The organism is Micromonospora sp. NPDC049044, assembly GCF_040649215.1.
Classification (GTDB): Bacteria; Actinomycetota; Actinomycetes; order Mycobacteriales; family Micromonosporaceae; genus Micromonospora.
Genome location: NZ_JBEZFA010000056.1, coordinates 19,022 through 38,884, shown reverse-complemented (window position 1 = coordinate 38,884; position 19,863 = coordinate 19,022). Strand labels below are relative to the sequence as shown.

The window sequence follows — 19,863 nt, the reverse complement described above, 5'->3', positions numbered from 1 at the left end:
TGCGGCGGTCCGGGCCGCCACCCCCCACCCCCACCCCCCATCCCCCGGTCGCGTCGATCATGGAGTCGTGGTGGGGACAGAACACTCTCCCGGGGTGATAACGCCCACCCCAAGTCCATGATCGACGGGGTCAGAGAGGGAGGGGCGCGGGGGTGGTGGCGGATAGCCGACAGGGGTTCGGGGCTGGAAACGGGCGGGTTGGGGCTCCGCCGTAGGCCTGCCATCGTCACAGTGACCCGCTTCGAGCCCTACCCACGGTGTACGGTGGCGCCGTCTGGCAGTGCCGAGCGCGGCGGGACGGGAGTTGGCCGTCGCGCGGTGGCGGTTTGCCGCCCGCGAAACCCGAAACGCGGGCGGCGCGTTACGTTGGACATCCGGACCGCCGGTGTGACGGCGGGGTCGAAGGCGGTCGCTGTCCGGGCGCTGGCAGGCCACGAGCAGGAGTGAGGTCGGGGAGAGACGTGCCGAGCAACGCTGGAACCACCCGTCTGGTCATCGTCGAGTCACCGGCGAAGGCCAAGACGATCTCGGGCTACCTCGGCCCGGGGTACGTCGTGGAGGCCAGCTTCGGTCACGTCCGCGACCTGCCGCGCAACGCCGCCGACGTGCCGGCCAAATACAAGAAGGAGCCGTGGGCCCGACTCGGGGTGGACGTGGACAACGGCTTCCACGCGCTCTACGTCGTCTCCGCCGACCGCCGCCAGCAGATCAGCAAGCTGGTGAAGCTGGCCAAGGAGGTCGACGAGATCTTCCTGGCCACGGATGAGGACCGCGAGGGCGAGGCGATCGCCTGGCACCTGGTGGAGACGCTCAAGCCCAAGGTTCCGGTCAAGCGGATGGTCTTCCACGAGATCACCAAGCCGGCGATCCAGGCGGCGGTGGCCAACCCCCGGGAGATCGACCGGGACCTGGTCGACGCCCAGGAGGCCCGGCGCATCCTCGACCGGCTCTACGGCTACGAGGTCTCCCCGGTGCTGTGGAAGAAGGTCATGCCACGGCTCTCGGCCGGCCGGGTGCAGTCGGTGGCGACCCGCATCGTGGTCGAGCGGGAGCGGCAGCGGATGGCCTTCCGCACCGCCGAGTACTGGGACATCCTGGCCACCCTCGCCGTGGCGAACGCCGGTGAGGGTCCGCGGGCCTTCAACGCCACCCTGATCGCGCTGAACGGCGACCGGATCGCCACCGGTAAGGACTTCGAGCCGACCACGGGTCGGGTGAAGGCCGGTGCCGGTGTCGTCCACCTCGACGAGAGTGGCGCCCGGGGTCTCGCGGCCCGACTCGACGGGCGGCCGTTCACCGTCACCCGGGTCGAGGAGAAGCCCTACCGTCGCCGCCCGTACGCGCCGTTCATCACCTCGACCCTCCAGCAGGAGGCGGCCCGCAAGCTGCGCCTGTCCTCGCAGCAGACGATGCGCACCGCGCAGCGGCTCTACGAGAACGGCTACATCACCTATATGCGTACCGACTCGGTCAACCTGTCGGAGACCGCCATCTCGGCGGCCCGTCGGCAGATCGTCGAGTTGTACGGCGAGCGCAGCGTTCCGCCGGAGCCGCGTCGCTACACCGGCAAGGTGAAGAACGCGCAGGAGGCGCACGAGGCGATCCGCCCGGCGGGGGACAACTTCCGCACTCCGGGCGAGGTGGCCAAGGAGCTGTCCGCCGAGGAGTTCAAGCTCTACGAGCTGATCTGGCGGCGGACCATCGCCTCGCAGATGACCGACGCGGTCGGCTCCAGCGTGTCGGTGCGCATCCGCGCGGTCTCCACCTCGCAGGAGGAGGCCGACTTCGGCGCGACCGGCAAGACCATCACCGACCCGGGCTTCCTGCGGGCGTACGTGGAGTCCAGCGACGACGAGAACGCCGAGGCCGAGGACGCCGAGCGTCGCCTGCCCACCCTGGTCAAGGACCAGCCGCTGACCGCCGACCAGTTGGCCGCGCAGGGCCACCACACCCAGCCGCCGTCGCGCTACACGGAGGCGTCGCTGGTCAAGGCCCTGGAAGAGCTGGGCATCGGCCGGCCGTCGACCTACGCGTCGATCATGCAGACGATCCAGGACCGGGGGTACGTCACCAAGCGCGGCCAGGCGATGATCCCCACGTTCCTGGCGTTCGCGGTGATCGGGTTGATGGAGCGGCACTACCCGCGCCTGATCGACTACGACTTCACCGCCAGCATGGAAAACGAGCTGGACGAGATCGCCGGCGGCGACCACGCCGCTGTCGACTTCCTCACCGCGTTCTACTTCGGCGGCTCCACCGGTGCCGGCGACCAGGACATCGCCCGCTCGGGTGGGCTGAAGAAGCTGGTCACCGAAAATCTCAGCGACATCGACGCCCGCAGCGTCAACTCCATCCCGCTCTTCACCGACGACGAGGGCCGCGAGGTCGTTGTCCGGGTCGGCCGGTACGGGCCGTACCTGCAACGGGAGCTGCCCGGCGGCGAGCAGCAGGCGGCGGCCGCCTCGGGTGAGGGCGAGGAGGGCGGCTCCCCGGGTGACCGGGCGCCGATCCCGGAGGGCGTGGCCCCGGACGAGCTGACCCCGGAGAAGGTGCACGAGCTGTTCCTCGGCGGCAGCGGCGAGCGCAAGCTCGGCGACGACCCGGCGACCGGCGAGCCGATCGTGCTCAAGTCCGGCCGGTTCGGCCCGTACGTCTCCAGTGGCGAGCGGAAGTCGTCGCTGTTGCGGACGCAGACCCCGGACTCGTTGAGCCTGGAGGAGGCGCTCAAGCTGCTCAGCCTGCCCCGGCTTGTCGGTGTCGCGCCGGACGGTGTCGAGGTCTTCGCCAACAACGGCCGCTACGGCCCGTACGTGAAGCGGGGCGAGGAGTTCCGTTCGCTGGAGTCCGAAGACCAGATGTTCACTGTGGGCTTGGACGAGGCGTTGGCGCTGCTGGCCGCCCCGAAGGCCCGTGGACGGCGGGCGGCGGCGCCGCCACTGCGTGAGCTGGGCGTGGACCCGGCCACCGAGAAGCCGATGGTGATCAAGGACGGCCGGTTCGGCCCGTACGTCACCGACGGCGAGTTCAACGCGTCGCTGCGGCGTGGGCAGACGCCGGAGGCGCTGACCATCGAGGAAGCGTCCGAGATGCTCGCCGAGAAGCGAGCGAAGGGCCCGGCGCCGAAGAAGAAGGCGGCGGCGAAGAAGGCCCCGGCGAAGAAGGCCACGGCGGCGAAGAAGACGGCCGCCGCCAGCAAGTCCACTGCCGCGAAGAAGACCACCACGGCCAAGGCGACGACCGCCAAGGCGGCGGCCAAGAAGGCCCCGGCGAAGAAGGCCGCCCCGCGCAAGGCGGCCACCAGCACCGAGTGACCCCGCGCCACGAGATCAGGTGAAAGGCCCCTCCGGGGGCCTTTCGCTTTCAACCGGCCGCTGCCGCCAGGCCGGCCGCTGCCGCCAGGCCGGCCGCTGCCGCCAGGCCGGCGCCGAACCGGTGATCGTCACGGTTTTTCGTGAAGTCGCGGTATCCCACCACCACCGACAGCCCGGTTACCGGAAACCGGTGTCGATCTCCGGCTCCGCAGGGGCCGGCTCGCTGCCTGATCGGGGCATCGCAACGCAATGAGGGTGCTTCGCATCACAGCCGGGGGCTCTACCTACTTGTTCGATCGGTACCCGTTTCCGGGTACCCACAGAGCGCGCCGAGGTGCTGCTGGCCGCACGGCCGGCGATGCTGCGCGACTTCGCGGCCGGCCGCGCCGGCTTCCTCGAAGCCCGACTGGTCCGGGTGTCGGCCGACGAATGGTTGGACATCGTCTTCTGGCGCTCCTCGGAGGACTTCGCCGAATCGCGGCGCCGAGGCGCGGACCGGCCCGGCATCCAGACCTTCTTCTCGCTGATCGACTCGGTGCTCAGCGTGGCCTTCGGTGACTCCTGGTTCGAGGGGGTAGGCACCACGACGGGGGCCAACCACCGCTCGGTCGATTTCCTCAACCGGCGGCTGAGGCGCGGGTGGGTCGTCAACCAGGGCATCGCCGGGAACCGGCTGCTGCGCGACACGGTCGGCGAACACGGGCTGGCCCGCTTCGACCGGGACGTCCTCTCGGTGCCGGCGGTGACCCATGTCCTGGTCCACTTCGGCATCAACGACCTGGCATTACCCGACATGCTCGGCGAACCTCCGGTGCACCGCCGGCGACCTGGTCGACGGCTTCCGCGCGCTGGCCGACAGTGCCCACCGCGCGGGCCTGAGGATCCTCGCCGCCACCATCGGTCCGTTCGCGGGCGCCGGCCCCGAGATCGGCACGCCGGAGGGGCTCGCCGTTCGACGCGAGGTCAACGACTGGATCCGTACGGCCGACACCTTCGACGCCGTCTTCGACGTGGCGCGCGTCGTCGCGAACCCACACTCGCTCGACCACATCCACCCCGCGCTGGACAGCGGCGACGGCATGCACCTGAACGACAGGGGCGCCGAGGCGATGGCCGGTGCCGTCGACCTGGACGACCTCGCGCTCTAGGCGGCGAGCATGGATGTCAGGCGCCGAGGACGTGGTTCAGGTGCGGGTTGGTGAAGACCCGGTGCGGGTCCAGGCGGTCACGAACGGCCTGGAAGTCGGCGAAGCGGGGGTACGCATCGGCCAGCGAGGCGGCGTCGCGGTAGTGCAGCTTGCCCCAGTGTGGGCGGCCACCCAGCCCGGCGGCCACCTGCTCGAAGGCCCGGAAGTACGGCTCGTACGGCATCCCGACGTACTGGTGCACGGCGATGTAGGCGTTGTCCCGCCCGTAGCCGTGCGAGAGCCAGATGTCGTCGGCGGCGGTGAATCGCACCTCCACCGGGAAGAGCACCTTGAACGGCAGCCCGTCCACGATCCGCTGGAGCGCGGCGAGCGCCTCGGGTAGCGCCGCGCGGGGCAGGCCGTACTCCATCTCCACGAAGCGGACCCGGCGCGGGGTGCAGAAGACCCGGTCGGAACGGCCGGTGTACCGGCGTTCGGTGAGGGCGCGGGCGGAGACCGCGCTGATGCCCGGAGCCAGCGCGGGCACGACCCGGCCGAGTCGGCAGGCGCCGGCGAAGACCCGGTTGGCCAGGAACTCGTCGTCGAGCCAGCCGCGCCAGCGGGGCAGTGGCCGGTCGTTTGCCGGTACCCGATCGTTGGCCTTGACCTGGACCCGCGACGTGTAGGGGAACCAGTAGAACTCGACGTGGTCGTGCCGGTCGATGAGCGCGGGCAGTTCGCCGAGCACGTCGGCCAGCTCGGCCGGGCGTTCGTGGGCGCGCAGGACGAAGGCGTCCACGCAGCGCAGGGTCACCTCGACCAGGACGCCGAGCGCGCCGAGTGACACCCGGGCGGCGGCGAGCACGTCGGGGTGCTCGTCGGCGGAGCAGTGCAGCACCTCGCCGGTGCCCGTGACGAGGGTGATCGCTTCGACGAAGGTGGACAGGCACCCGTAGCCGGCTCCGGTGCCGTGGGTGCCCGTGGAGATCGCGCCGGCCACCGTCTGCGCGTCGATGTCGCCGAGGTTGGGCAGCGCGAGGCCGTGCCGGGCGAGCAGGCCGTTGAGTGCGTGCAGGGTCATGCCCGCCGGTACGGTGACCAGTCGGTGCGCGACGTCGACGCTGACCAGGGTGTCCAGCTCGGACAGGTCCATTCGGCGGTCGTCGGCGAGCGCGACGGCGGTGAACGAGTGGCCGCTGCCGGTCACCCGGATCCGGGCACCCTCGGCCACGGCCGATTGGACGGCTGCTACGACATCTGTCGGCGAGCCGGGGCGCAGGATCGCGGTGGCGCTGCCACGCTGGTTGCCGGCCCAGTTTGACCATCCAGCGGGGAGCCGTGCGGTGACGACCATGCGCACTCCTCATTCATGAATATGAACTGACTTCATATCAGGAACGTTGTGCCTGGTAAATACCGCAATTGCGATCCGCTCGTTGTACCGGTAGTCACGGACTCGTGACGTGGAGATATGTTCATCCGTCGAAGGGGGGTGGCGCCGAGTGTCCACACCAGCCGCCACGACCGGGCCGCTGCGCCGCGTTCCGGTGCAGGGTCGAAGTGTCGCGCGGGTACAGCGCATGTTGGATGCCTGTGCCGAACTCGTCGACGAGGTGGGGTATGAGGGGCTGACCACTACCCTGCTCGCCGAGCGCGCCGAAGTGGCGATCGGGTCGGTCTACCAGTTCTTCCCGGACAAACGGGCGATCGTGCAGGCGTTGACCCTGCGGACGATGGAGTCCTACCTCCAGCGCCTCGACGAGCGGTTCGCCTCCGACAAGATGACCCACTGGTGGGATGGCGTCGACGCGGGGATCGACGAGTACATCACCATGCACCGCACCGTCCCCGGCTTCCGGACGCTGCACTTCGGCGACGTGGTCGACCTGCACCTGCTCGACGAGCAGCGGGACAACAACGGCGTGATCGCCGATCAGTTGGCCCAGGTGCTCACCGAGCGGTTCGGGCTCACCGACGTGCCGAAGCTCCGGTTCGTCCTGGAGATCGCGGTCGAGGCGGCGGACTCGTTGATCAAGCTCGCGTTCCGGCGCAAGTCCGACGGTGACGAGCGGGTGTTGCTGGAGGCGAAGGCGCTGATCCGCGAATACCTGCACCGCCAGGTCGACGGCCCGGACAGCGACCGGGCCATCGTCGGGCAGGCCGAGGCGGCCCAGCCGGCCTGAGCCGGCGCGGCCTCAGAGGAAGGCCTGCCCCTCGCCCCGGTAGGTGGGGATGGTCGCCACGACCACCTCCCCCTCGACCAGGTGCAGCTCGTTCACCCGTTCACACAGCTCGCCGGCCTTGGCGTGCCGGAACCACACCCGGTCGCCGACCCGCAGGGTGGCCGCCGCCGCGCCGGACAACGGGGTCTGCACCTCACCGGCGCCCTCGGTGCCGACCAGCTTGAGCCCGGCCGGCAGCCACGGCCGGGGCAACCGGCTGTCGGCCGCCGGGCCGGAGGCGATCCAGCCGCCGCCGAGCACGGTGGCCAGCTCCGGCGTCGGCCGGCGGACCACCGCGCAGGCGAAGAACGCCGCCGGGGTGGGCCGCCACGCGCGGTACGCGTCGAACAGCGTCGGCCCGTACAGGCCCGATCCCGCGGTGACCTCGGTGACCGCGGGATCGGCGCTGGTGGCGGCCACGCTGCCGGTGCCACCGCCGTTGACGAACTCGAGGTCGGCGTGCTCGCGTACCGCGGCGACCGCCGCGCCCCGGCGGGCCAGCAACTCGCGGTACGACCCGCGCTGGGCCAGCCTGATCGCGCCCGCCAGCAGCGTCTGCCCCGGCGGCGCGTCGCCCAGGCCGGCGATCTGCGCCTCGTACGACATGAGCCCGACCAGCCGGAAGCCGGCCCGGTCGGCGACGGTGGCGGCGAGTGCGCCGGCCGCCCGGGCGCTGTGCACCGGCGAGCGGCGGACGCCGACGTGCACTCCGCGCAGCGGTCGCCAGGAGGCGTCCAGGTCCAGGCAGAGCCGCAGCTCGGCGCGCTGCCCGGGGGCGCGGACGTCGTCGATCAGGTCGAGTTGGCCGGTGCCGTCGATCATCAGGGTGATCGCGGCGGCGAGCGCCGGATCGGCGGCCAGCTCGGCGAGTGCGGCGCGGTCCACGCTCGGGTACGCGACCAGCACGTCGTCGCTCATTCCGGCCCGGACCAGCCAGATCGCCTCGGGCAGGGTGAACGCCATCACGCCCTGCCAGCCCGGTCGGGCGAGGGCTCGACTGATCAACTCGCGGGCCCGCACCGACTTGCTCGCCAACCGGACCGGTTTACCGGCGGCGCGATCGGCCAGGGCGACCGAGTTGGCGTCGAAGGCGGTGAGGTCGACCACGGCGTACGGCGGGTCGAGGTGGGCGGTCGCCCGATCCAGGCGCTCGCGCAGTTTGTCGCTTTCGATGGCCACGTGTGCACGCTAACTGTCCGGCGAGAAATGCGAAATACCCTCGCGTACGTCCGGGCTGCGGCTGGTGCCTCCGGCGGCCTAGGCTCAGCGAGCAGGAGAATGTCGTAGGTGGGGCGGCCCCCCACCCGGTCTAGAGTGTTCCACCGGAGGCGCCCAGCGATGGGCCGGCACGTGGAGGTACGGCCATCGAAAGCCAGAACGGCGGCGAGTCGCCCGGCGTGTCGCGCTCCGGCGACCAGTCGGGCAACGCCGCCAACCAGTCCAGCTCCGGCCAGGTCGATCCGTCCGGTTACGCCGCGATCCGCTCGGTGCTGCGGATCAGGCCGTTCCGGCGGCTCTGGATCGTGCTCGGTGCCGCCTCCTTCGGCGACTGGCTCGGCCTGCTGGCCACCGCCCTCTTCGCCGCCTCGCAGGTGCAGGGGAGCACCGCCCAGGGCGCCGCGTTCGGCGGGGTCACCGCGATCCGACTGCTGCCCGCGCTGGTGCTCGGCCCGGTGGCCGGCGTCTTCGCCGACCGGTTCGACAGGCGCTGGACGATGGTCATCTGTGACCTGCTGCGCTTCGTCCTCTTCGCGTCCATCCCGCTCTACGCCCTCAGCGGTGCCGCGGGCGGCCTGGTGGTCGGCTGGGCGCTGGTCGCCACCTTCCTGATCGAGTCGATCACCCTGCTCTGGATCCCGGCCAAGGAGGCCGCGGTCCCCAACCTCATCCCGCGGGCCCGGCTGGAGGCGGCCAACCAGCTCACCCTGATCACCACGTACGGCCTCACCCCGATCGCCGCCGCCGTCGGCCTGGCCGTGCTCGACCGTGGCGTCCGGGGTGCCGTCGGCGGCGACCTGCCCTCCTGGGCCGAGCCGGCACAGCTCGCGCTCTGGTTCAACGCCTTCTCCCGGCTCGCCACCGCGCTGGTGGTGGCCTTCGGGATCAAGGAGATCAGCGAGGCGCAGCGCGGTGAGGCCGAGCGTGCCGAGCAGAGCATGTTCCGGCAGTTCTCCGAGGGCTGGAAGTACATCGGCCAGACCCCGTTGGTGCGTGGCCTGGTGCTGGGCATCTTCGGGGCGTTCGCCGGTGGCGGCATCGTGGTCGGCACGGCCAAGTTCTTCGCCAACTCGCTGGGTGCCGGCGACGCCGCGTTCTCCCTGCTCTTCGGCGCCATGTTCGCCGGTCTGGCCCTCGGCATCGGTCTCGGCCCGATGATCGTCAAGGACATGTCCCGGCGCCGGTGGTTCGGCATGAGCATCGTGCTGGCCAGCGCCGCGGTGATGACCCTCGCCTTCGCCATCCACCTGTCCATGGCGATCGTCGGCGCGGTGCTGGTGGGCGCCGGTGCCGGGATGGCGTTCCTGGCCGGCACCACACTGTTGGGCGGCGAGGTGGCCGACGAGGTGCGCGGCCGGGTCTTCGCGGTGGTGCAGATCGGCACCCGGCTGGTGCTGATCCTGGCCATCGGGCTGAGCAGTGTGCTTGTCGGCGTCGGCGGCTCCCGCAAACTGACGATCGCCGACCTCGGCATCTCCATCTCCTCCACCCGGTTGCTGCTGCTCGCCGCCGGCGCCGCCGGCATCTTCGCCGGGATCAGCGCCTTCGGCCAGATGGACGACAAGAAGGGCGTCCCCGTCCTCGCGGACCTCTGGGGCTCCATCCGGGGTCGCCCGCTGATGCCCTCCGAGCCGTTCGTCTCCGCCGGGCTCTTCGTGGTCTTCGAGGGCGGCGAGGGCGCCGGTAAGTCCACCCAGCTCACCGCGCTCGCCGAGCGCCTGCGCGGCCACGGACGCGAGGTCGTGGTCACCCGCGAGCCGGGGGCCACCGGCGTCGGCCGACGGATCCGGTCGCTGGTGCTCGACACCTCCGGCGACGACGCGCCGTCACCGCGCGCCGAGGCGCTGCTCTACGCCGCCGACCGGGCACACCACGTGGCCACCGTCGTCCGGCCCGCGCTGGTCCGGGGCGGCGTGGTGATCAGCGACCGGTACGTCGACTCGTCCCTGGCGTACCAGGGCGCCGGGCGGACCCTCCCGGTCGACGAGGTGTCCTGGCTCTCCTCGTGGGCCACCGGCGGCCTCAAGCCCGACCTGGTGGTGCTGCTCGACGTCGAGCCGAAGACCGGCCTGTCCCGGGTGGCCTCCCGCAACACCGGCACCGACCGGCTGGAGGCCGAGTCGGTCGCCTTCCACGAGCGGGTCCGGTACGCCTTCCTGGACCTCGCCGCCGCCGACCCGAAGCGCTACCTGGTGCTCGACGCGTCCCGGTCGGTCGAGGAGATCAACCAGCAGGTGGTCCGCCGGGTCGAGGAGATGCTCGGCAAGCCGGGCGGCATCGTGCACCCCCGGCCGGCGCAGGGCCCGGACACGTCGGTGCAGCCCGAGTTATCCGACGCGGAGCTGGTGACGATGGAGCACAAGACCTGATGCCGGACGTCTTCGCCGACCTGGTCGGTCAGGACGAGGCGGTCGTCGAGCTGCGCCGGGCCGCCGCCGCCGCGGCTGCCGTGCTGCGCGCTGGTGCGGCCGACCGGGCACCCGCCCTGCTCACCGCCGGCGGCGCCGAATCGCCCGGCCCGGCCGGCGGTGCCGAATCTGCCGCCCCGGCCGGCGGTGCCGTTCCCGGCGAGGTGGACCCGTCCGCCGGGATGACGCACGCCTGGATCTTCACCGGTCCGCCCGGCTCCGGCCGCTCGGTCGCCGCGCGGGCGTTCGCCGCCGCCCTGCAGTGCGTGCACGGCACCGGATGCGGCGAGTGTCCCGGCTGCCGCACCACGATGGGCGGCACCCACGCCGACGTCCGACTTGTGGTGCCGGAAGGGCTGTCCATCGGTGTCGGCGAGATGCGCGCACTGGTGCTCCGCGCGGCCAGCACCCCGTCCGGCGGGCGCTGGCAGGTGGTGGTCATCGAGGACGCCGACCGGCTCACCGAGGCCGCCGGCAACGCGCTGCTCAAGGCGATCGAAGAACCCCCGCCGCGTACTGTCTTCCTGCTCTGCGCCCCGTCCACCCACCCGGACGACATCTCGGTGACCATCCGGTCCCGCTGTCGGGTCGTACCCCTGCGGCAGCCGCCGGCCGACGCGGTGGCCGAGGTGCTGGTCCGTCGGGACGGGATCGCGCCCGACGTGGCGCGGTGGGCGGCGGCGGCCGCACAGGGGCACGTGGGTCGGGCCCGCCGGCTGGCCCGCGACCCGGAGGCCCGCAAACGGCGCGAGGCGGTGCTCGCGGTGCCGCGCCGGTTGACCGGCGTCGGCGCGGCGTTCGACGCGGCGTCGGCGCTGATCGAGGCGGCCGAAGCGGAAGCCGAGGCGTCGGTCACCGACGCCGACACGACCGAGCGGGCCGCGCTGGAGACCGCGCTCGGTGCGGGCGGCACCGGCCGGGGTGCGGCCGGCGCGCTGCGCGGCGCGGCCGGGCAGCTCAAGGAGCTGGAGAAACGGCAGAAGTCCCGGGCCACCCGCGCCCAGCGGGACGCACTGGACCGGGCGCTTGTCGACCTGGCCGGCTTCTACCGGGACGCGCTCACCATGGCGTTGCGCGCGCCCGTCGCCCCGGTGCACACCGACACCGCCGCACTGGCCGGCGCTGGCGCGCAGAAGTGGGACGCCGAAGGCTCACTGCGCCGGCTGGAAGCCGTACTCGCCTGCCGGGCGGCGATCGAGGCGAACGTCAAGCCGCGGATCGCGGTGGAGGCGATGATGCTCGCCCTCTGGAAGGGCTGAACCGCAGCTTCCGGCGTTGTCCACAGGCATCGACAGGTCCGATTGCGGTGCGGTACGGTCCGGTGTGCCGTGGTGACGGTGGCGGCACGCTCAGTGATGGCTCATCCGGGAGGAGTCGGCCGATGCCACGGGGGGAGATCGACGAAGCCTGGATCGAGGAGGCGGTGCGGCGATACCGCCGGATCGAGCAGCTTCAGGCCGAGTTCGACCAGGCGGTGTCCACCGTCGAGGTGACCGTCCGGTCGCCGGACGGTCTGGTCGAGGTCGTCGTCACCGCCGGCGGGCGGATCACCCACGTCCGGTTCCTCGGCCCACTGCACAACCGCAACCCACGGGACGTCGCCGGTTCGGTGCAGGCCGCGGTCACCGCGGCCGCCGACGCGGCCGAGTGGGCACGGGAAAAGCTGCACAACGAGACGTTCGCCGCCTACCGACCGCTCGCGGGAGCCTGACATGGACACACTGCGCGCGCTCTCCGCCCGACTGGACGAGGCGAGTGCCACACTCACCACCGTCGCGCACGCTGTCACCGCCAGCGACCCGGCCCAGGCCGCGTTCGGCGCCGACGCTCCGGGCCGCCCCGGCGAGATCGGTCGCGCGCTGCACCGGCAGTGGGCCACCGCCACCGACGACCGGGCCCGGGAGGCCCGCACCGCCGCCGGTCGGCTGGCCGCCGCCGCGGCAGCGGTGCGCGAGGCCGCCGACCGCTATGCCGAGGTCGACCGGGCGGCCCGCCGCCGGCTCGCCGGAGAGCCCTGATGGACGCGCTTGACCGCCTCGCCGACCCCGGCCTCGACCTGCTGCGCCGGGTAGACCGACTGATCGCCGCCGGCGTTCCGGAGGGGCACCGGGTCTGGCCGCTGTTGCGCCGGATGCAGGTGCTGCCCGGCGACGCGGTCCGGGGCTTCCTCGACCTGCACCCCGGGCCGCTCGCCAGCGCCGGGCACGCGGTGCGCCGGCTGGTCCGGGGGTACGACGACGTCTCTGCCGCCCTCACCGACTCGGTGCTCTGGTCCGGCCCGGCCGCCACCGCGTACGGGCAACAGCGGACGGCGCTGCTGCGCCACCTCGACGAGGGGCCGGACAGCCTGGTCGGGCGGCTCGAATCCACAGCTGGTTACGCCGACGCGCTCGCCGACTGGGTGGAGGGCAGCCGTCTCGCGCTGGCCCGGACGCTGGCCGACGTGCTGCGCTCAGCCGAGGCGGTGGCCGTGGTCGCCGCCACCGCCACCGCCAGCGGTCCGCCGACCGGCCCAGGGCCGGTCGGGCCGGGTGTGGCCGACGCGGCGGAGATCGCCGCGCGGGTGCTGGCGGTGCTCTGCGTCGCGTACGACGGTGCGGAGACGTTGCTGCGGCAGTGGGCACCGAGCCTCGTCGAGACTGCGTGGCGGCCGCCGGTGGACGGCCGGCCGCACTACGACCAGCCCACCCGGGTCGGCTGGTAGCGGCTCGGACAGGCCACGGCGTCGCTCGCGGGCGTCGGACCAGAGCCGGCGTCCACGGCGACGCCGTGGTCTTCCCCCTGCACCCCCCGCAGGTCTGCCTTCACTCAACGCCGCCGGGGGCGTGCTTGTCTGCTGTCCAGGTCCGGAATCAACCGTCCGGGCGAGGCGTAACGGCACGACGGGCCGGCCGGCAATCGGTCGAGTCGACGGTCATGAATGGCAGCGGAGCTGTCCGCCAGTGCGTCCGGTGCGCTGATCCGTCGTAGGGTGGGGGGATGGGGATGCTCTGCGCGGTCAGCTTCAACAGGTACGGGCGCCTCTACTACCTCGATCCCGGCGAGTTACGTCCGCAGGTGGGCGACAGGGTGCTGGTGCCCACCGACGACGGGCCAGAGGTGGCGGAGTGCGTGTGGGCCGCGCAGTGGGTCACCGAGGAGACCGACGGCTTTCCCCGGCTGGTGGGGCTCGCCGGCGATGACGACCTGCGCCGGGACGAGGAGCTGCGACGTCGTAAGGCCGAGGCGAAGGTGGCCGCGAAACGGCTGATCCGCTCGCACGGCCTGCCGATGAAGGTGGTGGCGGTCGACCACGTGCTCGGCTCCGCCGAGGGCGGCGGCGAACGCAGCACCGTCTACTTCACCGCCCCACACCGGGTGGACTTCCGTTCCCTGGTCCGTGATCTGGGCGCCACCCTGCACTGCCGGGTCGAGCTACGCCAGCTTTCCGCACGCGACTCGGCGCGGGTGCAGGGCGGCATCGGCTCCTGCGGTCGGGACCTGTGCTGCGCGACGTTCCTCACCGACTTCGAGCCGGTGACCATCCGGATGGCCAAGGACCAGGACCTGCCACTGAACCCGCTGCGCATCTCCGGCGCGTGTGGTCGGCTGATGTGCTGCCTCAAATACGAGCATCCCCTGTACGCCAGGTTCCAGGAGACCGCCCCGGCAGTCGGCAGCCGGGTCTCCACGCCGGAGGGCGACGGTCGGGTCGTCGGCCACAGCGTCCCCCGCGACGCGGTGACGGTCCGGCTGGACGCAGACGGGTCCCGCTGCTCCTGCTCCCGCGCGTCCGTCTGCGCCCCCCGCCAGGCCCACGACCAGCACTACACCCCCTGACCTTGGTCGGACGTCGGTCAGGAGAGGACTATGGGGGCCTCGGACAGATGCGCGGCCAGGGGAGTCTTCGGGATTAGCCAGCTCGCGGGGGCCGACTGGTCGGAGTTCACCTGCCAGTCGCGGGAAACCCGGTCCACCGCGACCGGGTAGATGGTCAGCGTGCCGTCCGGGTCGATGCGCAACCGCAGGAACGACTTCGAGTCCTCGATGCCCTGCCCGGCGAACAGTTCGTTGACGTTCACCCCGAACGAGCCCGCCACCAGCAGGTACGCCGCCACCACCTGGCTGGCGACCAGGCCGATCACCGGCCCGTAGACCACCGCCGCGGCGACCGCGGGCAGTGGCCACGGCCATTCGTAGAACGGCAGCGCCAACCAGACCCAGGTGCCGCCCGCGGCCAGCGTCACCTGAGCCACCCCGTGGCTGACGCCGAGAATCCAGTGTCGGACATGCCGCTTGCCGCTGGCGCTTGGCGGCTTGGCGAACAGCACCGCCGCCACCACCGTCACCAGCACCATCAGCACCAGCGGGACGCTGAACAGTCGCTGGTTCGTGCTGTCGGCCCAGTTCGCCGTCGCGCCCGCCATGGCCAGCATCAGCAGGGTGTGCAGGGTGCCGAGCAGCGTGGCGAAGCCGGGGTTGCGGAACGGCAGCCGGGCGAAGATGCCCCAGCCGTAGCGGCGGGAGCGAGCCGCGTCCGGATAGCGGGCCGCCAGGTCGTACGGCTGCGTGCGGCTGGCCCGGCGGGCCAGCGTGTCGCGCGGCGGCACCTCGATGCGCTCCGGGAGCTTGTGGGTGGGGTACAGGTACGCGCCGCCGCCACCACAGGTGATCAACTGCCGGTCCGGGCCGGCGTAGCGGGCGTAGTGGTGCAGGTCGCCCGAGAGCAGCAGCCGCACTCGGGCACCGGTCGGGTCGATGATGGTCCGGATGAAGTAGTCGATCGAGTCGTACGCGGTCGGGCTGTCGGCGGCCTTGACCCAGGTCGGCGACGGCGCGGCCAGGATCACCTTCGACTCCGGGCCGAGCCGTCGGGCCACCTCGTCGAAGTAGGCCAACTGCGGGTCGTCCAGGTACGAGCCGGACTGGTCGTCCACGCCGAGCAGCCACCAGCCGGCCGGCAACTCCACAGCGAAGTACGACCGCGACTGCCCGGTACGCCAGCCGGCGAAGTTACGGTCCCGGGAGCGGACGAACAGCCGCAGAAAGGCGGTGAGCCCGTCGTACCAGTCGTGGTTGCCCGGCACCGCGAACAGTGTGGGACGCTCGGGCGGGGTCGTCGGCAGGGCGGCCTGGTAGGGCCCCTTGCACCGGTTCTCATACTCCGCGTAGGCCGCCGACGGGTACACCTGGTCGCCGCCCATCACCAGGGTCTGCGCCCTGGGCAGCCGGTGTCCCTCCACTGTCAGTTCCGGCTGCGCCAGCAGGTACGCGACCGAGTAGGTGGCGTTGAAGCCGTCGCCGAGGTCGGCCACGTAGTCGAGCCACAGCCCGCCGTCCGGTCCCGTCTGGCGGAAGATGTCGTCGCCGAAGGCGTTCTGCAACTCGCGCTTGTCCAGGTAGGCGCCGAACAGGATCGCCAGCAGCGTCCGGATGCCGGTGCTGATCAGCAGGAACGGTGCCAGCCACGGCACCGGCTTGCGCGGGGTGAAGCCCAGCTCAAGCGGATCCGTGGAGCGGGGCCGGGGTCGGGCACGCTCGCCGTCGGGGTGATCGTCGGTCGCTGGAGCCCGGTGGTCGTCGCGTTCGTCGCTCACCCGCCGCAGCGTAGTACCGGAGTCGGCGAGGCGCTGTCCGGTAACGGGTCAGTTGGCAGTCGTTGTCCGGTTGACGGCGGTGGTAGCTCGGGGGTATCCCGTTCGGGTCGGGCAACAGGGTGCCGTACACTTGCTCATCGTTGCCGCCTTAGCTCAGTCGGCTAGAGCGACGCACTCGTAATGCGTAGGTCGACGGTTCGATTCCGTCAGGCGGCTCCATGGAAAGGCCCAGGTCACCGGCTTGATCGCCGATCATGACCTGGGCCTTTTGCTTGCCGCCGCCAGGGCGAGCAGCCAAGCGAGCACTCGCGTGATGCAGCCACGCAACCACCGGAGTGAGGCCTGCGGCCGGACTACTGGCGTGTCGAGTCCCACCTGGTGCCTGACGAATCCGTCCCACCAGGTGCCTGGCAGTCGACCTTGGTCTGCGATGAGACTGCGCAGGGCACGAAGACTGGGAAGCCGTACGAGCCGTCAAGGTCCGCTTGATGTGGCGGGCCGGGCGGCGGCCCGCTTTGCCGTCAGTCGTTTCCAGCTCGCCGGGCAGCAATCTTCAGCAGACCTTCGTAAAACTCGACAAGCTTCCTATCGCTCTGGTCGATCGTCCGCATGCGGCCGACCACGCCCTCACTGAGTGCGGCGACGATACGCTCGGCTCGATCTGGCTCCATGCCCTGCAGGTTCAGCCAACTCATCGCTCGAGCGGGCCGCAGGTGCATCACCAGATCATCATCCTCAAGCATTCCGGCGGGCACCGACTCGACAATGCCTTCGAAGACGCCTCCCTGGATGTACCATTCTCGGTCATCGTCGAATTTCACGATCATCATTGTCGTTCCCCCGTACCCAGGCCCTCTGACACACCTTGATCGCAGCCTAGCTGTCTCCTTTGCTGCCGGGGAAAGGTCGTCCTGCGGGGCACACAGGGGGCACAAGACACCGTGAAACGTTGCGAACCAGCGAGCAGCCATCGCAGACCGGGACGCCGTGGGAGCAGGCGTCGGGCGCTGTTGCCGCTGGTAGGTGCGCCAGGGCTCTAGGTTCCGCTTCAGCGTCTGACCGAGCAGCCAGACCAGTATGGACGCCCAGGTCATCGGCCTGGGCTTCGCCGCTTCCCAAGGTCGATGGCAGCGCCGCCAGACGTGCCAGTCCGCATCCCGTGCCGCCATCGCCTCATCCGGCCGGTTGGCGAACGCGTCCAGATCGCCACGACTGCCCGACGAGGAGATCCGCCGCTACAGAGGCTGGACCACCAAGATCCAAATAGCGCACGTGTACGTGTCGTGTGGAACGCTCTCGCGCATGGAAGACGCGAAGCCGATCGTCGTGCAGCTGTACTGCCGTCTTGAGATCAGCGTCGACGACCCGGACGCTCTGTTTGAGGTTGCTGAGCGGCGGCTGCGGAGTGCCGACATCGACTGGTCAAGCGAGCAGGACACTCTCGAAGAGGCCGTCGCTGAGTTGCGAAGCGACGTGGAGCAGTCGGTTGCCAGCTTGGTCGATCCTGACCGGGTGCTGGTGGACGTGCCCGGTGTAGAGGTGCGCCGTGGGCGGTGGTGGGCCGAGATCGGAGCGCCGTCCGAGCGGTTCCAGCCCGGCTCCAGGTCACCGGACGACCCTGCTTCGGCAGAAGGGCGAGCGGTCCGCAGCTAGTCCGCAAGAGGTCGACGGACAGCCAGGGAGCGGTGTGCGGTGTCAAGAAGAGTTTCCGCTGCTAGACCGTCAGCTGCCCAGCACGGCGGGCAGGCATTTTGATCTCGTTATGCGTAGGTCGGCGGTTCGATTCCGTCAGGTGGCTCCGTACAGAAGTCCAGGTGGCCGGCCCCGTCGGCGAACCTCGACATTCCGAAATCAAGCACGGCCGGGTGTGACGGCCCATGCGTCACGCAGCGCGGCGAGTGCTGCGGTGATGGCCGGCCGCTCCGCCGTGCTGGCTCGCCAGGCGGCCATGATCTGGCGGGAGCTGGCCGGCCGCAGCGGTAACGCCACGACCTCCGCGGGCAGGCGCCCGCGGCCGAGTCGGGGGAGCAGAGCCACGCCCAGCCCGGCAGCAACCAGCGACAGCTGGGACTGGTACTCGTCGACATGGCAGATGACGTTGGGTTCCCGGCCCCGTTCGGCGAAGGTCCGCATCAGCCATGCGTGGCACATCGACCCCGGCCGCTGACTGATCCACCGCTCGGCGGCCAGGTCCTCGGCCGTGACGCCGTCTCGGCAGGCCAGGGGGTGCCCTGCGGGCAGGACCGCATCGGCGATGTCGTCACCAAGCGTGGCGCAGTGCAGTCCTTCGGGGAGCACCAAGGGCGTGTTGTGCCAGTCGTGCACCACCGCGACGTCCACCTCGCCCTCAGCCACCAGCTCCACAGCGCGGAACGGGTCGACCTCGAGCACCCGGAGCTCCAGAGCGGGATGACGGCGGGTCAGGTCCACGAGAACGTCCGGCAGGAGTCCTCGGCAGGCCGTCGGGAAGGCGGCGAGCACGAGCCGGCCGTTCGGCGTTCCGTGCTCAAGTTCCAGCAGGGTCTCCGCACGCTCCAGGGCGGCCAGCACCTCACCCGCGGTCCGGGCGAGGATCTGGCCCGCCGGCGTCAGAGCGACGCGGCGGCCCTCGCGGTCGAGAAGGGTGGCCTGGGCCTCTCGTTCCAGCTTGGCGATCTGCTGGGACACGGCGGACGGCGTATAGCCCAGCGCCGTCGCGGCCCCGCTGATGGAACCGAAGGCGGCCACGGCGTGCAGGGCGCGCAGCCTGCTCAGGTCGTGTAGTGAAGCCACGCTAACGAGCTCCCATTAGAAAGTGTCAGCCTTGGGATCCTCGACGAGGTCGTCGGATACGACATCATGTTTCGGGGTCCGGTGAGGCGTGCCGGGTGGAAGGATGCCAGTCGAGGAGTTGCTGGATGAAGCCGAGCCACGTTGCGATGGCCATTTGCGTCGCCGCCATCTGGGGCGTGAACTTCGTCGTCATCGACGTCGGCCTTCAAGATTTCCCGCCGTTGCTCTTCTCCGCATTGCGCTTCATTCTCGCCGCAATTCCGGCTGTGTTCTTCGTGGGCTCGCCACGGGTGGCGTGGCGATGGGTACTCATCGTCGGAATAGTGCTGGGCGTGCTGAAGTTCAGCTTTCTCTTCATCGGAATGCACGTCGGGATGCCCGCGGGCCTCGCTTCCCTGGTGCTGCAGAGCCAGGCGGCTTTCACCGTCGTCTTCGCCACTCTGCTGCTGCGCGAGCGGCCCCGGGTGGTGCAGTTGGCCGGCATGGGAGTCGCCATGGCCGGGATCGTCCTGGTCGGCACGCGTCTCGGCGGGACGACGCCGGTCGCAGGCTTCCTGCTCGTGCTGGCCGCCGCCGTGTGCTGGGGGCTGGCGAACATCGCGACCCGCAAGGCGAACCCGCCGGACATGTTCCGGTTCATGGTGTGGGTCAGCGTGGTCCCTCCCCTGCCGCTGCTCATCCTGTCTGCCCTCTTCGAGGGCGTCGAGGAGGATCTCGCCGCGCTGCGCTCCCTGTCGGTGACCGGTGTGGTCGCCGCCGTGTACGTGGCCTGGGCCGCCACGCTGCTAGGTTACGCGGTCTGGGGCTACCTCATGCGGGTCCACGGAGCCACACCGGTGGCCCCGTACGCGTTGCTGATCCCGGTGTTCGGTCTGGGCGCCGCGGCGGTCTTCCAGGGTGAGCCCCTGACCGCCGTGACGATCCTGGCCAGCGTGCTGGTCATCTCCGGAATCGCGCTCGGTGCGGTGCGCCGACGGCGGCCCCCGGCCGGGGACCCCCCGGCGGTCGCGGGAACGGACGAACCCGTCCCGGCCCTCACGACGCGTCGCCTGCCCTAGGGGCGTTCAGGCCGTGCCGACGACACTCGGACTCGACGGGCTGCGACCGACAACCACCGTCTCGGCTCCACGTCGGGGAGTAGTGGCGTGAGCATTTCGGGCTGTCTGGTGTGTCCACGCCGGACGTGATGGTGGAAAAGGGCCAGATGTCGTTGCCGTGCGGTCACGTTC

The 19,863-nt window shown here is 71.0% G+C and carries 16 protein-coding genes, 1 tRNA gene and 1 pseudogene; 13 read left to right on the top strand and 5 right to left on the bottom strand.

What is annotated here, in order from left to right:
- The first annotated feature begins 461 nt into the window (after window positions 1-461).
- The 3 genes and pseudogenes from topA to AB0B85_RS31260 all read left to right on the top strand — a co-directional run bounded on the left by topA (window position 462) and on the right by AB0B85_RS31260 (window position 4,459).
- Window positions 462-3,311, top strand: a complete 2,850-nt coding sequence (topA, locus tag AB0B85_RS31270) for a type I DNA topoisomerase (RefSeq protein WP_357412945.1) — start codon at window positions 462-464, stop codon at window positions 3,309-3,311.
- Window positions 3,312-3,669: 358 nt separating this feature from the next.
- Window positions 3,670-4,059: pseudogene (locus AB0B85_RS31265) on the top strand (hypothetical protein); the annotation flags it as partial.
- Between the two features lies 1 nt (window position 4,060).
- Window positions 4,061-4,459, top strand: coding sequence for a hypothetical protein (locus AB0B85_RS31260; protein ID WP_357412951.1), 399 nt, complete (start codon window positions 4,061-4,063; stop codon window positions 4,457-4,459).
- Between the two features lie 16 nt (window positions 4,460-4,475).
- On the opposite strand, the gene AB0B85_RS31255 is transcribed toward AB0B85_RS31260, so the two are convergent.
- Window positions 4,476-5,792, bottom strand: a complete 1,317-nt coding sequence (locus AB0B85_RS31255; protein WP_357412943.1) for a D-arabinono-1,4-lactone oxidase — start codon at window positions 5,790-5,792, stop codon at window positions 4,476-4,478.
- 226 nt (window positions 5,793-6,018) lie between these two features.
- Here AB0B85_RS31255 and AB0B85_RS31250 point away from each other — a divergent pair, with 226 nt between their 5' ends.
- The gene (locus AB0B85_RS31250) at window positions 6,019-6,621 is read left to right on the top strand and encodes a TetR/AcrR family transcriptional regulator (protein WP_357412941.1); all 603 of its coding nucleotides are present in this window, start codon (window positions 6,019-6,021) and stop codon (window positions 6,619-6,621) included.
- Between the two features lie 12 nt (window positions 6,622-6,633).
- Here AB0B85_RS31250 and AB0B85_RS31245 read toward each other — a convergent pair whose 3' ends face one another.
- Complete coding sequence (locus AB0B85_RS31245) at window positions 6,634-7,839, bottom strand: amino acid deaminase/aldolase (protein ID WP_357412939.1); 1,206 nt, start codon at window positions 7,837-7,839, stop codon at window positions 6,634-6,636.
- A gap of 308 nt (window positions 7,840-8,147) precedes the next feature.
- Between AB0B85_RS31245 and tmk the strand changes: the two genes are divergently transcribed.
- The 6 genes from tmk (at window position 8,148) to ricT (ending at window position 14,105) form a co-directional block, all read left to right on the top strand.
- Window positions 8,148-10,247: a dTMP kinase gene (gene tmk / locus AB0B85_RS31240; RefSeq protein WP_357412949.1), complete on the top strand. Its 2,100-nt coding sequence runs from the start codon at window positions 8,148-8,150 to the stop codon at window positions 10,245-10,247.
- The gene (locus AB0B85_RS31235) at window positions 10,247-11,545 is read left to right on the top strand and encodes a DNA polymerase III subunit delta' (RefSeq protein WP_357412937.1); all 1,299 of its coding nucleotides are present in this window, start codon (window positions 10,247-10,249) and stop codon (window positions 11,543-11,545) included. The genes tmk and AB0B85_RS31235 overlap by 1 nt, the downstream gene beginning before the upstream one ends.
- 122 nt (window positions 11,546-11,667) lie before the next feature.
- Window positions 11,668-11,997: a YbaB/EbfC family nucleoid-associated protein gene (locus tag AB0B85_RS31230; protein ID WP_357412935.1), complete on the top strand. Its 330-nt coding sequence runs from the start codon at window positions 11,668-11,670 to the stop codon at window positions 11,995-11,997.
- 1 nt (window position 11,998) lies between these two features.
- The gene (locus AB0B85_RS31225) at window positions 11,999-12,304 is read left to right on the top strand and encodes a hypothetical protein (protein WP_357412933.1); all 306 of its coding nucleotides are present in this window, start codon (window positions 11,999-12,001) and stop codon (window positions 12,302-12,304) included.
- Window positions 12,304-12,990 (top strand): hypothetical protein, encoded by a 687-nt coding sequence (locus tag AB0B85_RS31220; protein WP_357412931.1) that lies wholly within the window; start codon window positions 12,304-12,306, stop codon window positions 12,988-12,990. The genes AB0B85_RS31225 and AB0B85_RS31220 overlap by 1 nt, the downstream gene beginning before the upstream one ends.
- A 275-nt stretch (window positions 12,991-13,265) precedes the next feature.
- Entirely contained in the window at window positions 13,266-14,105 is an 840-nt protein-coding gene (gene ricT / locus AB0B85_RS31215) for a regulatory iron-sulfur-containing complex subunit RicT (RefSeq protein WP_357412929.1), read from the top strand.
- A gap of 17 nt (window positions 14,106-14,122) precedes the next feature.
- Here ricT and AB0B85_RS31210 read toward each other — a convergent pair whose 3' ends face one another.
- Entirely contained in the window at window positions 14,123-15,862 is a 1,740-nt protein-coding gene (locus AB0B85_RS31210) for a metallophosphoesterase (protein WP_357412927.1), read from the bottom strand.
- A gap of 142 nt (window positions 15,863-16,004) precedes the next feature.
- On the opposite strand from AB0B85_RS31210, the gene AB0B85_RS31205 reads away from it, so the two are divergent.
- A tRNA-Thr gene (locus AB0B85_RS31205) sits at window positions 16,005-16,081 on the top strand.
- Between the two features lie 302 nt (window positions 16,082-16,383).
- Here AB0B85_RS31205 and AB0B85_RS31200 read toward each other — a convergent pair.
- The gene (locus AB0B85_RS31200; protein ID WP_357412947.1) at window positions 16,384-16,689 is read right to left on the bottom strand and encodes a hypothetical protein; all 306 of its coding nucleotides are present in this window, start codon (window positions 16,687-16,689) and stop codon (window positions 16,384-16,386) included.
- Between the two features lie 250 nt (window positions 16,690-16,939).
- On the opposite strand from AB0B85_RS31200, the gene AB0B85_RS31195 reads away from it, so the two are divergent.
- The gene (locus tag AB0B85_RS31195; protein ID WP_357412925.1) at window positions 16,940-17,515 is read left to right on the top strand and encodes a hypothetical protein; all 576 of its coding nucleotides are present in this window, start codon (window positions 16,940-16,942) and stop codon (window positions 17,513-17,515) included.
- Window positions 17,516-17,713: 198 nt separating this feature from the next.
- Here the strand turns inward: AB0B85_RS31195 and AB0B85_RS31190 are convergent, their stop codons facing one another.
- Window positions 17,714-18,634, bottom strand: coding sequence for a LysR family transcriptional regulator (locus AB0B85_RS31190; RefSeq protein WP_357412923.1), 921 nt, complete (start codon window positions 18,632-18,634; stop codon window positions 17,714-17,716).
- Window positions 18,635-18,759: 125 nt separating this feature from the next.
- On the opposite strand from AB0B85_RS31190, the gene AB0B85_RS31185 reads away from it, so the two are divergent.
- On the top strand, window positions 18,760-19,692 hold the full coding sequence (locus tag AB0B85_RS31185; protein WP_357412921.1) for an EamA family transporter: 933 nt from the start codon (window positions 18,760-18,762) through the stop codon (window positions 19,690-19,692).
- Window positions 19,693-19,863: the final 171 nt, after the last annotated feature.

What these genes read in the sequence shown, in the direction of transcription:
- AB0B85_RS31235 (WP_357412937.1), top strand. Translation starts at nt 10,247, where the DNA reads ATGCCGGACGTCTTCGCCGACCTGGTCGGTCAGGACGAGGCGGTCGTC.
- AB0B85_RS31255 (WP_357412943.1), bottom strand. Translation starts at nt 5,792, where the DNA reads ATGGTCGTCACCGCACGGCTCCCCGCTGGATGGTCAAACTGGGCCGGC.
- AB0B85_RS31250 (WP_357412941.1), top strand. Translation starts at nt 6,019, where the DNA reads ATGTTGGATGCCTGTGCCGAACTCGTCGACGAGGTGGGGTATGAGGGG.
- AB0B85_RS31185 (WP_357412921.1), top strand. Translation starts at nt 18,760, where the DNA reads ATGAAGCCGAGCCACGTTGCGATGGCCATTTGCGTCGCCGCCATCTGG.
- AB0B85_RS31220 (WP_357412931.1), top strand. Translation starts at nt 12,304, where the DNA reads ATGGACGCGCTTGACCGCCTCGCCGACCCCGGCCTCGACCTGCTGCGC.
- ricT (WP_357412929.1), top strand. Translation starts at nt 13,266, where the DNA reads ATGGGGATGCTCTGCGCGGTCAGCTTCAACAGGTACGGGCGCCTCTAC.
- AB0B85_RS31200 (WP_357412947.1), bottom strand. Translation starts at nt 16,689, where the DNA reads ATGATCGTGAAATTCGACGATGACCGAGAATGGTACATCCAGGGAGGC.
- AB0B85_RS31195 (WP_357412925.1), top strand. Translation starts at nt 16,940, where the DNA reads ATGGACGCCCAGGTCATCGGCCTGGGCTTCGCCGCTTCCCAAGGTCGA.
- AB0B85_RS31225 (WP_357412933.1), top strand. Translation starts at nt 11,999, where the DNA reads ATGGACACACTGCGCGCGCTCTCCGCCCGACTGGACGAGGCGAGTGCC.
- AB0B85_RS31260 (WP_357412951.1), top strand. Translation starts at nt 4,061, where the DNA reads ATGTCCTGGTCCACTTCGGCATCAACGACCTGGCATTACCCGACATGC.
- AB0B85_RS31230 (WP_357412935.1), top strand. Translation starts at nt 11,668, where the DNA reads ATGCCACGGGGGGAGATCGACGAAGCCTGGATCGAGGAGGCGGTGCGG.